The organism is Streptomyces sp. LX-29, assembly GCF_029541745.1.
In the GTDB taxonomy this organism is placed as follows: domain Bacteria; phylum Actinomycetota; class Actinomycetes; order Streptomycetales; family Streptomycetaceae; genus Streptomyces.
This window is the reverse complement of sequence record NZ_CP089746.1, coordinates 4,172,066-4,185,769: the sequence shown is the minus strand read 5'-3', so window position 1 is coordinate 4,185,769 and position 13,704 is coordinate 4,172,066. Positions and strand designations below refer to the sequence as shown.

General features: G+C 71.0%; 13 protein-coding genes. 7 read left to right on the top strand and 6 right to left on the bottom strand.

The features are described 5' to 3' along the window. Position 1: 1 nt before the first annotated feature. Together LRS74_RS18010 and LRS74_RS18005 are read right to left on the bottom strand one after the other, a co-directional pair. Positions 2 to 1,258 carry a fused response regulator/phosphatase gene (locus LRS74_RS18010; RefSeq protein WP_277741954.1) on the bottom strand — a complete coding sequence of 419 codons (1,257 nt, stop codon included), beginning with the start codon at positions 1,256 to 1,258 and terminating at the stop codon, positions 2 to 4. A gap of 468 nt (positions 1,259 to 1,726) precedes the next feature. Continuing rightward, complete coding sequence (locus tag LRS74_RS18005) at positions 1,727 to 2,962, bottom strand: C40 family peptidase (protein ID WP_277741953.1); 1,236 nt, start codon at positions 2,960 to 2,962, stop codon at positions 1,727 to 1,729. Positions 2,963 to 3,387: 425 nt separating this feature from the next. On the opposite strand from LRS74_RS18005, the gene pstS reads away from it, so the two are divergent. The 4 genes from pstS to pstB all read left to right on the top strand — a co-directional run bounded on the left by pstS (position 3,388) and on the right by pstB (position 7,650). After that, complete coding sequence (gene pstS, locus LRS74_RS18000) at positions 3,388 to 4,512, top strand: phosphate ABC transporter substrate-binding protein PstS (protein ID WP_277741952.1); 1,125 nt, start codon at positions 3,388 to 3,390, stop codon at positions 4,510 to 4,512. A 140-nt stretch (positions 4,513 to 4,652) separates the two neighbouring features. Continuing rightward, entirely contained in the window at positions 4,653 to 5,651 is a 999-nt protein-coding gene (gene pstC / locus LRS74_RS17995) for a phosphate ABC transporter permease subunit PstC (protein ID WP_277741951.1), read from the top strand. Positions 5,652 to 5,742: 91 nt separating this feature from the next. Continuing rightward, positions 5,743 to 6,822, top strand: coding sequence for a phosphate ABC transporter permease PstA (gene pstA / locus LRS74_RS17990; RefSeq protein WP_277741950.1), 1,080 nt, complete (start codon positions 5,743 to 5,745; stop codon positions 6,820 to 6,822). A 51-nt stretch (positions 6,823 to 6,873) separates the two neighbouring features. Next, positions 6,874 to 7,650 (top strand): phosphate ABC transporter ATP-binding protein PstB, encoded by a 777-nt coding sequence (pstB, locus tag LRS74_RS17985; protein WP_144386918.1) that lies wholly within the window; start codon positions 6,874 to 6,876, stop codon positions 7,648 to 7,650. 191 nt (positions 7,651 to 7,841) lie between these two features. On the opposite strand, the gene LRS74_RS17980 is transcribed toward pstB, so the two are convergent. Both LRS74_RS17980 and LRS74_RS17975 read right to left on the bottom strand, forming a co-directional pair. After that, positions 7,842 to 8,840 (bottom strand): inorganic phosphate transporter, encoded by a 999-nt coding sequence (locus LRS74_RS17980; RefSeq protein ID WP_277741949.1) that lies wholly within the window; start codon positions 8,838 to 8,840, stop codon positions 7,842 to 7,844. A gap of 9 nt (positions 8,841 to 8,849) precedes the next feature. Continuing rightward, positions 8,850 to 9,470 (bottom strand): DUF47 family protein, encoded by a 621-nt coding sequence (locus tag LRS74_RS17975; RefSeq protein ID WP_277741948.1) that lies wholly within the window; start codon positions 9,468 to 9,470, stop codon positions 8,850 to 8,852. Between the two features lie 206 nt (positions 9,471 to 9,676). Between LRS74_RS17975 and LRS74_RS17970 the strand changes: the two genes are divergently transcribed. Then, complete coding sequence (locus LRS74_RS17970) at positions 9,677 to 10,024, top strand: metal-sensitive transcriptional regulator (protein WP_277744808.1); 348 nt, start codon at positions 9,677 to 9,679, stop codon at positions 10,022 to 10,024. Between the two features lie 104 nt (positions 10,025 to 10,128). Here LRS74_RS17970 and LRS74_RS17965 read toward each other — a convergent pair whose 3' ends face one another. Next, positions 10,129 to 10,326, bottom strand: coding sequence for a hypothetical protein (locus LRS74_RS17965; protein WP_277741947.1), 198 nt, complete (start codon positions 10,324 to 10,326; stop codon positions 10,129 to 10,131). A gap of 199 nt (positions 10,327 to 10,525) precedes the next feature. Next, entirely contained in the window at positions 10,526 to 11,566 is a 1,041-nt protein-coding gene (locus LRS74_RS17960) for a hypothetical protein (RefSeq protein WP_277741946.1), read from the bottom strand. Between the two features lie 108 nt (positions 11,567 to 11,674). Between LRS74_RS17960 and LRS74_RS17955 the strand changes: the two genes are divergently transcribed. Further along, entirely contained in the window at positions 11,675 to 11,860 is a 186-nt protein-coding gene (locus LRS74_RS17955) for a hypothetical protein (RefSeq protein ID WP_277741945.1), read from the top strand. A 141-nt stretch (positions 11,861 to 12,001) separates the two neighbouring features. Then, entirely contained in the window at positions 12,002 to 13,609 is a 1,608-nt protein-coding gene (locus LRS74_RS17950; RefSeq protein WP_277741944.1) for an FAD-binding oxidoreductase, read from the top strand. The last annotated feature ends 95 nt before the right edge of the window (positions 13,610 to 13,704 follow it).

Here is a 13,704-nt window from a genome sequence, read left to right as displayed (position 1 = left end):
GTCAGGGCCTCGGCTCGGACCCGCCGCCCCGCTCCAGCAGCAGCACCGCCAGATCGTCCGTCAACTCCCCGCCGTTCAACGCCCGCACCTCGGTGACCATGGCGTCCAGCAGCGACTCGCCGCGCAGCCCGGCCGCCAGCTGCCGGGTGGCGATGTCCACCATGCCCTCCTGGCCGAGGCGTTGGCGGCTGCCCTGTCCGACGCGGCCCTCGATCAGCCCGTCGGTGTACATCATCAGGCTCCAGGAGTCGCCGAGTTCGACCTGCCGGCGCGGCCAGCGGGCGTTCGGCAACAGACCCAGCGCCGGGCCGCTCTCCTCGTACGGCAGCAGCCGCGGCGGCTGGCCGGGGCGCATCGCCAGCGGGGAGGGATGGCCGGCCAGGCAGACCCCGGCGCGGCGGCCGTCCGGGGCGATGTCGATCGTGCACAGCGTCGCGAAGATCTCGTCATCCGCGCGCTCGTGCTCCAACACCTGCTGCAGGGTGTCCAGCAGCCGGTCGCCGCAGAGCCCGGCGAAGGTCAACGCGCGCCAGGCGATGCGCAGTTCGACACCGAGCGCCGCCTCGTCGGGGCCGTGTCCGCAGACATCGCCGATCATCGCGTGCACCGTGCCGTCCGCGGTGCGCACCGCGTCGTAGAAGTCCCCGCCGAGCAGCGCCCGGCTGCGGCCCGGGCGGTAGCGGGCGGCGAAGCGCAGGTTGGAGCCGTCCAGCAGCGGGGTGGGCAACAGCCCGCGCTCCAGCCGGGCGTTCTCCTGGGCGCGCAGCCGCGACTCGCTGAGCTGGCGCTGCGCGAGATCGGCGCGCTTGCGCTCCACGGCGTAGCGGATGGCGCGGCCGAGCACCCGACCGTTGAGCTCGTCGCGGAAGAGGTAGTCCTGCGCCCCGACGCGCACCGCCTCGGTGGCGCGCTCCGCGTCGCCCTCGGAGGTCAGCGCCAACACGGCGTGCGCCGGAGCCAGCCGCAGCACCTGCCGCAGCGTGTCGAGGGCGTCACCGGCGGCCTTGCCGCGGTCGGGCAGGGCCAGGTCGAGCAGGATGCAGTGGACGTCCTCGGTGAGCAGTCGGGCCGCCTCGGTGAGGTTGCGGGCGGTGCGGATGCGCAGCCGGGTGCCGTCGTCGTCGAGCAACTCCGGCACGGTGACGGCGCAGGCCGGATCGTCCTCGATCACCAGCAGCGTGAGCCCTGTCTCGGGCATCGCTACGGGTCGGGGCTGAGCGGTCAACACCTCCCGTTGCCGTGGCACGGGTACGGACATGCTTGGCATCCTTCCCTCCCCCCGAGGGCACGGCTCCCCGCCCAAGCGGCGGATCGCCGGTCCCGGTGCCCCCCGCCGTTCGTCCTGGCGGTGTGCTCCGGAAACACTGCCTGGCGACCCTAGCGGTAGGGCGGGCCGAAACGGAATGACCTCCGGCAAGCGACTTTTGTCATATGCCGCTGCGCTTCGGAGATTTGACGCTCAGAACTGAAACCCGGGATGACGAATGTCACGCGAGGGGCGAGAGAATCACGCGCCCGTCACACATTCCGTCATGGTTCGTCACCCGATCCACGCAAACGGATTGCGGTCCCGAATCGGTCAGCGGAACGTCACCGCACCACCACGGTACGCACCACCACGGAGCGCCACCCGCGTTCCGGGAACGGCCCCGTGGAACGGCGCCGACATGCCCCCGCGACTCATCCGTGGGCGCGCCCTGCGGCTCACCTGTGGCGCCCCCGCGGCTCACTTGTCCGGCCGCACCACGCCCAGGATCGGCATGGAGCCGGCGCCCGCCATGGTGATCTGCCGACCCGGCCGCGGCGCGTGCACCATCGTGCCGTCCCCGACATAGATGCCGACATGACTGGCGTCTTTGAAATAAATGATGAGATCGCCGGGGCGCATGTGCTCGATATCCACTTTCGGCAGCTGTTTCCACTGCTCCTGCGAGGTCCGCGGTATCGTGCGGCCGGCCGCCGACCACGCCTTCGAGGTCAGCCCCGAACAGTCGAAAGAGTCCGGCCCCTCGGCACCCCACACATAGTCCTTGCCGATCTGCGCCGTCGCGAAGTCGACCGCCCGCTGACCCCCCGGGGTGGCCCTGCCGGTGATGTCGTCGAGTATTCCGGAGCCGAGCCAGCGGCTCTGGGCCGCGCGCTCCTTCTCCTCCTCCAGCTTCCGCAGCCGCTCCCGCTCCTCCCTCTTCAGCCGCGCCTCCAACTGCTTCGCCCGCGCCAGCTTGGCCCGCACCCGCTGCCGCGCGGCCGCCTTCCGCGCCCGGCTCCGGTCGAGGTTCTGCCACTCCCGGGTGGCGGACTCGGCGTAGCGGTCGAGGGTGGTCTGGGTCGCCGCCAGCCGGGCGATCACCCCATGCGTGGCCCGCTGCCCCTTGCGTACCAGATCGACCCCCTTGAGGAAGTCCTCCGGGTCGTCCGAGAGCAGCAGCCTGGCCTCGGGCGGCACGCTGCCACCGTGCCGGTACTGCGCCCGGGCCATCGCGCCCGCCTGCTGCTTGAGCGTGACCAGCTCGCCCTGGGTGCGCACCACCGCCTGGGCGATCCGCACGATCTCCTTCTCCTGGCGGGCCTGCTTCTCGCGTGCCAGGTTGTAGGCGTCGGTCGCGGCCTCGGCCTGCCGGTAGAGGGTCTCCACCTGTCGGTGCACCTCGGCCACGTCGGGCCGGTCGTCCGCCGAGCCGGAGGAATCCGCCGAGCCGGAGGGGCGAGGGGAGCCGGAGGGGTCGGGGGAGCCGGGGGACGCCGCCGCCGAGGGCGATCCCGCCTCCGGGCCGCCCCCCGGACCCGCGGACGGCGTCGGTCTGGGTGGGGGCTCCGGGCGTCCCGGCGCCGCGTACGCCCCGTCGGGGAGGGACAGCATCCCCACCGCACAGACCACCGCGGTCGCCGTGAGGACGCCCGCACCCCTTCCCCTGCCGCGCCCCGCCTCGCCGTCGCGCCCCGCCCTGCCGTCGCGCCCCACCCGGCCGCCTCCGTCCCTCCCGCAGGCGCCGGAGTCCCGCGGCCGACGCCTTACTGACGCGTAGGTACGGATAGTGACACGCCCTTACGCGTTCCGACAGAGCGCGGCCCGCGTGGCGAACCGGGCCGGCGCACGGCGCGCGCGACGGGCGCGCGGCGGGTGGTGCGCCTGCGGGACCCGCGTGCGCGGCCTGAGGCGCACCATGGAATGCACGCCGGGGTGCGCCACCACCCTGACGGGCGAGGTTCACCTCTCGTTCACTCACCCCCATCGGCGGCTTCACCTGATCTGCCTAATTTCGGCGCTACGAGGTGCGGACCGCGACGGATGCGGTCGCAGCGCGTCACGACTGATGTCGGACCGCACCCCACCTGCCTCCTCACACGCCGTCCCCACCGGCGGCTCCTGGAAGGAACTCCCGAAAAGTGAAGCTTCAGCGCAACAACCGGCTTCGCGCCATCGCCGCCGGTGCCCTCGTCGTCTCCGGTGTCCTCGTCCTCTCGGCGTGTGGTTCGGATGACAACAGCGGCTCCTCGGGCGGCGGCTCGTCGAAGGCGACCAGCAACATCAAGTGCGATGGCTCGGGCAACCTGCTCGCCTCCGGCTCCTCGGCGCAGAAGAACGCCATGGACCTGTGGATCAAGAACTACGGCGGCGCCTGCGACGACGTCAAGATCAACTACAAGGCCACCGGTTCCGGCGCCGGCATCCAGGAGTTCCTGCAGGGCAAGACCGCCTTCGCCGGTTCGGACTCCAAGCTGAAGCCCGAAGAGGTCACCGCCTCCGAGAAGGTCTGCAAGGGCGGCAAGGGGATCAACCTGCCGATGGTCGGCGGCCCGATCGCGGTCGGCTTCAACGTCTCCGGCGTGGACAAGCTGGTCCTGGACGCCGAGACCCTGGGCAAGATCTTCAACTCGGAGATCACCAACTGGAACGACGAGGCGATCCAGAAGCTGAACCCGGACGCCAAGCTCCCCGACCTGAAGATCCAGGCGTTCCACCGCTCCGACGAGTCGGGCACCACCGACAACTTCACCAAGTACCTCAAGGCCGCCGCCCCGAAGGCGTGGCCGCACGAGCCGGGCAAGGCCTGGGAGGGCAAGGGCGGCCAGTCCGCCGACGGCTCTTCCGGTGTCTCCTCCCAGGTGAAGCAGGTCAACGGCGCGATCTCCTACTTCGAGCTGTCCTACGCCACCTCCCAGAGCCTCAAGACCGTCGACCTGAACACCGGCGCCTCCGCCCCGGTCCCGGCCACCGTCGACAACGCCTCCAAGGCGATCGCCGAGGCCAAGATCGTCGGCCAGGGCAAGGACCTCGGCCTGGACCTCAACTACGCCACCAAGGCCGACGGCGCCTACCCGATCACCCTGGTGACCTACGAGATCGCCTGCGACAAGGGCAACAAGGCCGACACCCTGGCCGCGACCAAGTCCTTCCTCGAGTACGCCGCCAGCGAGGGCGGGCAGACCTCCCTCAAGGAGCTCGGCTACGCCCCGATCCCGGCCGAGATCATCGCCAAGGTCCGCCAGAGCGTCAGCAGCATCTCCTGACCCGTATCCGGCCCGACCTGATCTGAAGAGTGCGGTCGGTTCCCCTTCAGCCCCGCTGGAGCGGAGCCGGCCGCGCCATCCGGTGCACCGCCGCACCAGAAGCCGCCGCGCCCCGGCGCGCTTCGCAGACCGGAGAACCCATGAAAACGGATATAAAGCCAGACTTCCCAGCCGCGCCTCCACCGGCGGCGCGCGAAAAGAGCACCGGCCGCATCGGTGACAAGGTCTTCGTCGGCCTGGCCCGGGGCGCCGGCGTCACCCTCCTGGTGATCATGGCCGCGATCGCGGTCTTCCTCACCGTCCGCTCGGTGAACGCCATCTCCAAGGACGAGGGCAACTTCTTCACCACCTTCGAGTGGAACGCCAACGCCAACCCGCCGGTGTTCGGCATCGCGGTGCTCGCCTACGGCACCATCGTGACCTCGATCATCGCGCTGGTGATCGCCGTCCCGGTCGCCGTCGGCATCGCGCTGTTCATCTCGCACTACGCGCCGCGCCGGCTCGCCGCGCCCATCGCGTACGTGATCGACCTGCTCGCCGCCGTCCCCAGCATCGTCTACGGCCTGTGGGGCGCGCTCTTCCTGGTCCCGCACCTGAGCGGCCTCTACCGGTGGTTCGACGAGTACCTGGGCTGGACGGGGATCTTCGAGTACAACGACGGCGCCGCCCGCTCGCTGTTCACCGTCGGCATCCTGCTGGCGATCATGATCCTGCCGATCGTCACCAGCGTCAGCCGCGAGGTCTTCCTCCAGGTCCCCAAGATGCACGAGGAGGCCGCGCTGGCCCTCGGCGCCACGCGCTGGGAGGTCATCCGGATGTCGGTGCTGCCCTTCGGCCGCTCCGGCATCATCAGCGCCTCGATGCTCGGCCTGGGCCGCGCGCTGGGCGAGACCATGGCCGTGGCCACCGTGCTCTCCCCGAGCAACGACATCATCACCAGCCTGCTGGACCCGGGTGGCGGCACCTTCGCGCAGAACATCGCCGCGCGCTTCAAGGAGGCCACCGACATCGAGGGCAGCATCAGCCGTGACGCCCTGATCGCCTCGGGCCTGGTGCTCTTCGTCATCACCCTGCTGGTCAACGGAGCGGCCCGCATGATCATCGCCCGCCGCAAGGAGTACTCGGGGGCCAACGCATGAGCGACGCACGCGCGGCCGCTCAGCCGCAGACGAGTACGAAGGTCGCACCTCTGCGCCGCGCGGGCGGAGAAGCGAATGAAGGGGCCCACGCATGAGCGACGTCGTGATGGACAAGCGGCCGACCGCGGACAACGTTCCGCCGCCCGCCCCGCTGCGCCAGCCGCGGCTTCCCCGCTGGACCCCGTACGCCATCGCCGTCGGCGCCGTCGCCGCGGGCTCCGGCATCGGGCTCGGCTTCGACCTGCACAGCAAGATCCAGTGGGGCCTGATCGCCTCCCTGCTCTTCGTCCTGGTCAGCTATGTCCTCGCCGCCAAGGTCGAGGGCACCCGCCAGGCCAAGGACCGGCTGGCGACCAGCCTGGTCTGGGTCTGCTTCCTGCTCGCCGTGATCCCGCTGGTCTCGCTGATCTGGGAGACCATCGACCGCGGCCGCAAGGTCCTCGACGGCTACTTCCTCAGCCACTCCATGGAGGGCACCCAGGGCATCTTCCCCGGCGGCGGCGCCTACCACGCGCTCATCGGGACCCTGGAGCAGGTCGGCATCGCCACCCTGATCGCGACCCCGATCGGCCTGCTGACCGCCATCTACCTGGTGGAGTACGGCCGCGGGAGGCTCGCCAAGGCCGTCACCTTCTTCGTCGACGTCATGACCGGCGTCCCGTCGATCGTGGCCGGCCTGTTCATCCTCAGCTTCTGGATCATCGCGCTGGACTTCGAGTACTCCGGCTTCGCGGGCGCGATGGCCCTCGCGATCCTGATGATGCCGGTGGTCGTCCGCTCCACCGAGGAGATGCTCAAGCTCGTCCCCAACGAGCTGCGTGAGGCCTCGCTCGCCCTGGGTGTGCCCAAGTGGCGCACCATCCTCAAGGTGGTCGTGCCCACCGCCATCGGCGGCATCACCACGGGCGTGATGCTCGCGGTGGCCCGTATCGCCGGTGAGACGGCCCCGATCATGCTGTTGGTCTTCGGGTCGAACTCGATCAACAACGACCCGTTCAACGGCGCGCAGTCCTCCCTGCCGTACTACATCTACGAGCAGTGGGGCCAGGGCAACGAACCCTCCTTCGACCGGGCCTGGGCAGCGGCGCTGCTCCTCATCGCCTTCGTCATGATCCTGAACCTGGTGGCCCGCGGCATCGCCCGCTGGAAGGCCCCGAAGACCGGTCGCTAAGCAATTGCGGCTCCGCCGCGAGGCGGCCAACCTCGAAGAGAAGTGATTTCCATGGCCAAGCGAATCGACGTCAGCGGCCTCACCGCCTTCTACGGCAACCACAAGGCCATCGAGGATATCTCGATGACCGTTGAACCCCGCTCCGTGACCGCCTTCATCGGCCCGTCCGGCTGCGGCAAGTCCACCTTCCTGCGCACCCTGAACCGCATGCACGAGGTCACCCCCGGCGGCCGCGTCGAGGGCAAGGTGATGCTGGACGACGAGAACCTCTACGGGGCCGGTGTCGACCCGGTGGCGGTGCGCCGCACGGTCGGCATGGTCTTCCAGCGCCCCAACCCCTTCCCGACCATGTCGATCTTCGACAATGTCGCGGCCGGGCTCCGGCTCAACGGCTCGTACAAGAAGAGCGAGCTGGCCGACGTCGTGGAGAAGTCCCTCAAGGGCGCCAACCTCTGGAACGAGGTCAAGGACCGGCTCAACAAGCCGGGCGCCGGCCTCTCCGGCGGTCAGCAGCAGCGACTGTGCATCGCCCGGGCGATCGCCGTCGAGCCGCAGGTGCTGCTGATGGACGAGCCCTGCTCGGCGCTCGACCCGATCTCGACCCTCGCCATCGAGGACCTGATCGGCGAGCTCAAGGAGCGGTTCACGATCGTGATCGTGACCCACAACATGCAGCAGGCGGCGCGCGTCTCGGACCGCACGGCCTTCTTCAACCTGGCGGGCGTCGGGCAGCCGGGCAAGCTGATCGAGATCGACGAGACGGAGCGGATCTTCTCCAACCCGTCGGTCCAGGCCACCGAGGACTACATCTCGGGCCGCTTCGGCTGACCGGCGCGGCGTCCGGGGCCGGCTGACCGGCCCGGCGCCCACGGCCGACGGAGGCTGCCTTGCGGCGCTGCATGGCGGTGCCGCCGCAAGGTGAGAAAGAGGGCCCGCCCCCGGCTCCCGGGGGCGGGCCCTTCTCTCTGCGTGCGATGTTCGGGTCGGGGCGGGCGTCGGTCGACGCCCCGCCCCGACCGTCAGCCGAAGGCGAGGCTCACGACCCAGAAGCTGAACGCGGCGACCAGGGCCGCGGCCGGCATCGTGATGAACCACCCGAGGATGATGTTCTTCGCGACGCCCCAGCGCACCGCGCTCACCCGCTTCGTCGCACCGACACCCATGATCGCCGAGGTGATCACATGCGTGGTGGAGATCGGGGCGTGGAACATGAAGGACGCCGTGTACATCACGGACGCCGCGGTGGTCTCGGCGGCGAAGCCCTGCGGCGGGTCCAGCTCGATGATCCGGCGGCCGAGGGTGCGCATGATGCGCCAGCCGCCCGCGTAGGTGCCGAGCGAGAGCATCAGCGCACAGACGATCTTCACCCAGACCGGGATGGGGTCGCCCGCGTCCTCCACATCGGCGATGACCAGGGCCATCACCACGATGCCCATGGTCTTCTGGGCGTCCTGCAGACCGTGACCGAGGGCCATGCCCGCCGCCGAGACGGTCTGGGCGATGCGGAAGCCGCGCTTGGCCTTGTGCGGGTTGGCCCTGCGGAAGATCCACATGATGAGGACCATCACCAGGTAGCCGAGGAGCAGCCCGACGAAGGGGGAGACGAACATCGGAATGACGATCTTCTCCAGCACGCCCGACCAGATGACCTCGGTCCCGCCGGCCAGCGCCGCGCCCACCATGCCGCCGAAGAGGGCGTGCGAGGAGGACGAGGGCAGTCCGAAGTACCAGGTGATCAGGTTCCAGGCGATGGCGCCGACCAGGGCGGCGAAGAGGATGCCCATCCCCTTGTCGCCGTGGGGCGTCTCGATGAGGCCCTCACTGACGGTCTTGGCGACGCCGCTGCCCAGGAAGGCACCCGCGAGGTTCATCACCGCGGCCATCGCCAGCGCGGCCCGCGGGGTCAGCGCTCGCGTGGAGACCGAGGTCGCGATGGCGTTCGCGGAGTCGTGGAAGCCGTTGGTGTAGGTGAAGAAGAGCGCGACCCCGATGGTCACGACAAGCGCGAAGGTGTCCATGGCCGGGGGTCAGGACTCCTTGACCGCGATGGTCTCGACGGTGTTCGCCACGTGCTCGAAGGCGTCGGCGGCCTCTTCCAGCACATCCACGATCTGCTTGAGCTTGAGCACCTCGATGGCGTCGTACTTGCCGTTGAAGAGGTGCGCCAGCAGCTTGCGGTGGATCTGGTCCGCCTGGTTCTCCAGACGGTTGACCTCGATCCAGTATTCGGTGAGGTTGGTCATCGTGCGGAGGTTGGGCATGGCCTCGGCGGTCAGCTCCGCGGCCCGCGCCAGCACCTCGATCTGCTGCTCGACCCCCTTGGGCAGCTCCTCGACCTGGTAGAGAACCACCAGGTCGACGGCCTCCTCCATGGCGTCCATGATGTCGTCGAGCGACGAGGCGAGGGAGTAGATGTCCTCACGGTCGAACGGCGTGATGAAGGAGGAGTTCAGCTGGTGGAAGATCGCGTGCGTCGCGTCGTCCCCCGCGTGCTCCGCGGCCCGCATCCGTTCGGCAATCTCGGCCCGAGCGGAGGAGTCCGCCCCGAGCAGTTCCATCAGGAGCTTCGAGCCCGTGACGATGTTGTCCGCGGAGGCGGCGAACATGTCGTAGAAGCTCGTCTCCCTGGGGGTCAGACGAAAGCGCACTGGGGATCCTCGGGGTACAGCGGATTCGGTCTCGTTGATGCTAGGCGCATCATCCGGCCACGGCTAACCGGCATTCACCCAGTGTCGCTTATCAGGCAGCGCGCTCATCACAGGGTCCTGACGCGGGTGGACAAATGGGGTATCGCATACCCGCGGGGGGTATGCTGGCTGTATCGCGAAAGCAACGGGAGGACGCGATGACGACCATGGCAGCCGGCACCGGCGCGGCGGACGACGAGGAGCAGGCGAAGGCCCCCGACCGGCCGCTCGGTCCACACGGCTACAGCAAGCAGAAGGACCAGCACCTCAAGCGACTGCGCCGGATCGAAGGCCAGATCCGGGGCCTGCAGCGGATGGTCGAGGAGGACGTCTACTGCATCGACATCCTCACCCAGGTCTCCGCCGGCACCAAGGCGCTCCAGTCCTTCGCCCTCCAGCTGCTCGAAGAGCACCTGCGGCACTGCGTCGCGAGCGCCGCGGTCAAGGGCGGCGAGGAGATCGACACCAAGGTCGAGGAGGCCACCGCGGCCATCGCCCGACTGCTGCGGACCTGAGGACCGGGCCCGCCCGGCGCCGACCCGCCGCACCCGCGCCCCGCGACCCCTTTCTCCCGGGCCTTCCTCTCGCCGGCCGGCGAGAGCGGCCCGGCTACGGAACGTTACTGTCCGGGGTCGGATTCCGCGGCTGGATCTGATCGGTCCGGCCGGTCGGCGTCCACCCCGAGAACCTCGTCGATCCGGTCCGGACTGAGCCGGTCCTCATCCGCGCTCGATGCGGCGATCATCAGGTCGCCGTACAGATCGATCTCGATGAGGGCCACGGGGTCCGGGCCCGCCGAGCCACGACGCGCAACCACGTGTCACACCTCCTCTTGCGCACACACGCGAGCACCTACGAGCAGCGGCTTCCCAGCGTAGGGATCGGTACACACTCCGCGCATGGCACGGACGGACCATTTCGAAGGGATCCGAACGGCCCTACCCCACCGCGCGCTGCTCAAGGGCCGGTCCGGAGACGATTGCCAAGGCGCCGAGCCGGAATCGGCCCCCGCGGGGCTAGCCCCGGCGCGGTCCGACCGTGCCCGTGTAGATGTCCGCGGGCGCGGGCAGCCGCACCGAGACCTCGATCCCGAAGTCATACAGCTCCGTCGTCGATACGACCGTCGACACGACGTCCTGCCGGCCGGAGCCGTCGCCCCAGCCCTTGCTCACGGTGAAGCGATGCCGGACCTTCCGCAGCCGCCCCCGCTCATCGACGTACGCGTCGAAGGCCACCGTGTCCTCGGCGAACCCTTTCGCCGCGGCGGCCAGCGCCTCCCGCACCCCGGAGGAGGAGGAGGCCCGCGCGGCGGCGCCGATGTCGGCGGTGCCGCGGTAGTGCCGCACCACGGCACCGTCCAGCCGCTCCTCGCCGACCAGGGTCACCCGGCGCGCCGCGCGGAGCAGCTCGGCGGCGGCCAGCGGATCGGTCGCCCCGCCGGTGACCAGGTTCCCGTCCGAGGCGCCCGAGACGTCCACCCGGACCCACTTCCCGGCGGGCACGCCGGCGCCCCGGTTGCGCATGAACAACGCGCCCGACGCCAGCAGCTCCGTGATCGGCTCATGCTCGACCTCCCCCATCGCGTCCTTCGGCAGCACCACGCGCAGCCGGCCCATCCGGCGCGCGAAGTCGTAGCGGCCGCTGCCCCGGATCGCGACCCGGGTGCCGCCGCTCGCCGTCTCCATGGTGGTGCGCACCCGCGAGCTCTCGGCCCGGACCAGCACGTCCGCGGCCCGGACCAGCTCGCCCCGGCCCGTCGTCGTCTCCCGCTCCCCGGACGCCCCGAGCGCGCCCGGCCCGGCGTCGGCCCCGGGCTCCCCCGGCCTTCCGGGCCCACCGAACCCGGACTCCCCCGGCTTCCCGGCGTGGCCGTGGGCCCCCGGCCGGTCGTCCACCACCACCGTCTCGGCCGAGCAGGCCGCCGAGGTCACCATCAGGCCGGCCACCAGACTCCCGGTCACCGCGGTCGCGAGCGCCCCGCGCCGGACGCCGCCGTCCGCTGGGGAGGCACCGCGCTCCGGCGCCTCGAACCCGCGCCCGCGCTGCTGTCTCACCATCGGCCGCCGACCCCCTGGCCACGCTCGTGCTCACGCGCCCCTGCCGTGAGACCCACCGTGTGCAACGACCCGGCCCAGCGGGCCGTCACGGCCAGGTAGCGTGGTCTCGTGCTCGACCAAGGCGACTCAGGCAACACCGGAAACGCCGACCACACCGGCCTCGCTGAACACCGCACATACGTCCTGGAGAAGGGCGCGTTCGCCATGGCCCGCTGCTCCTGCGGCTGGCTCGGCCCCGCGCGGCGGGCACGCTCCCGCGCCCGCACGGACGCCGACTCCCACACCCCGGCCTGACCCCCCGCACCACGCGCCCCGGGCCCACATCCCGGACCTCCGCCCTCCGTTTCCCCTTTCTTCAAGGGAACCGCGGCCCCCCGGTAGCCCTCTGGCTAAGGGGGAAGCAGAGCCGTGACAGATGGGGAGGCGAAGGCCGCTATGGACAGGCGCACACTGCTGGCAGCCGGCACGGGACTCGCGGCGGCAGCCGCATGGACGACGGGATGTGACGACGGGTCGGCCACCTCAGGGCGCGGCCCGGGCGCCGCGTCCGCCACCGACCCCACCGACCTCCGCTCCACCGCGCTGCGCACCCGCGCGGCCGGCGGAGGCAAGCCGGGCACCAAGGACTGGACGGCCCTCGGCAAGGGCCTCCAGGGGCGACTGATACGCCCGGGCGACGCGGACTACGCCACCGCCCGACAGCTGTACAACACCCGCTTCGACGGACTGCGCCCCGCGGCCGTCGCGTACGTCTCCAACAGCACCGACATCGCCGAGTGCCTGGCCTTCGCCCGGCGCCACGGCACCCGGGTCTCGATCCGCAACGGCGGCCACAGCTACGCGGGTTGGTCCAGCGGAAACGGCCGGCTGGTCATCGACGTCTCCCTGCTGTCCTCGGTCCGCACCACCTCCGGCGGCGCGACCATCGGCGCGGGCGCCAAGCTCATCGACGTCTACACCCGGCTCGGGGCGCACGGCGTCACCATCCCGGCCGGCTCCTGCCCCACCGTGGGGGTCTCCGGACTCACCCTGGGCGGCGGCCACGGCGTGGTGTCCCGGGCGTACGGGCTCACCGCCGACAGCCTCACCGGCGCGCGGATCGTCACCGCCGACGGCCGGACCCTCGACGTCTCCAAGGACCGGGAGGCCGATCTCTTCTGGGCGCTGCGCGGCGCCGGTAACGGCAACTTCGGCGTGGTGACCGAGCTGCGCTTCCGCACCCACCGGGCGGCCGACGGCGTATCGGCGTATCTGACCTGGCCTTGGAAGAAGGCGGCGGCCGTGCTGCGCGCCTGGCAGGAGTGGGGCCCCAGCCAGCCCGACGAGATCTGGTCGGCCCTGCACCTCTCCGCGACCCCAGGCAGCACCCCCCGCGTCTCGGTGAGCTGCTTCTCGCTGGGCACCTACGGCGATCTGCAGAACGCCCTCGACCGGCTCGCCGACCGGGCCGGCGGCCCGGGCCCGGCCTCCAGCGTGACGCTGCGCCGCCGCTCGTACCTGGACGCCATGGAGCGGTACGCGGGCTGCGGGTCCGTCAGCACCACCCAGTGCCATCTGCCCGGCAAGACGCCCGGCCGCACCAGGAGCGGCGTCCTCAAGCGCGAGACCTACGCGGCGCGCTCGGACTTCTTCGACCGCTCGCTCAGCGCGGCCGGCATCCGGGCGCTGCTCGACCAAGCGGAGCGGTACGGCCGACGGACGAGCGGCGGCGGCGGGGTCGCGATCGCGCTCACCGCGCTGGGCGGTGCCGTCAACCGCGTCTCCCCGACGGCCACCGCCTTCGTCCACCGACGCTCGCGCTTCCTGGCGCAGTACACCGCCTCCTGGGCGGCGGGCGGCTCGGGCGGCGTACAGGCCGCCTGGCTGGACGGGGCGCACGCGGCGATGCGCCGGTACGCCTCGGGCGCCGCGTACCAGAACTACACCGACGCCGGGCTGAAGGACTGGCGCAAGGCGTACTACGGGGACGCCGCGGGCCGGCTGACGAAGCTGAAGAAGCACTACGACCCGCACCGCCTCTTCGACTTCCCGCAGGCGCTGTAGACCGCGCGCCGGGGCCGGACGGCCCGCCGCGCGCGGCCGCGCTACGGGCTACGGGCTACGGGCTACGGGCTACGGGCTACGGGCTACGGGCTACG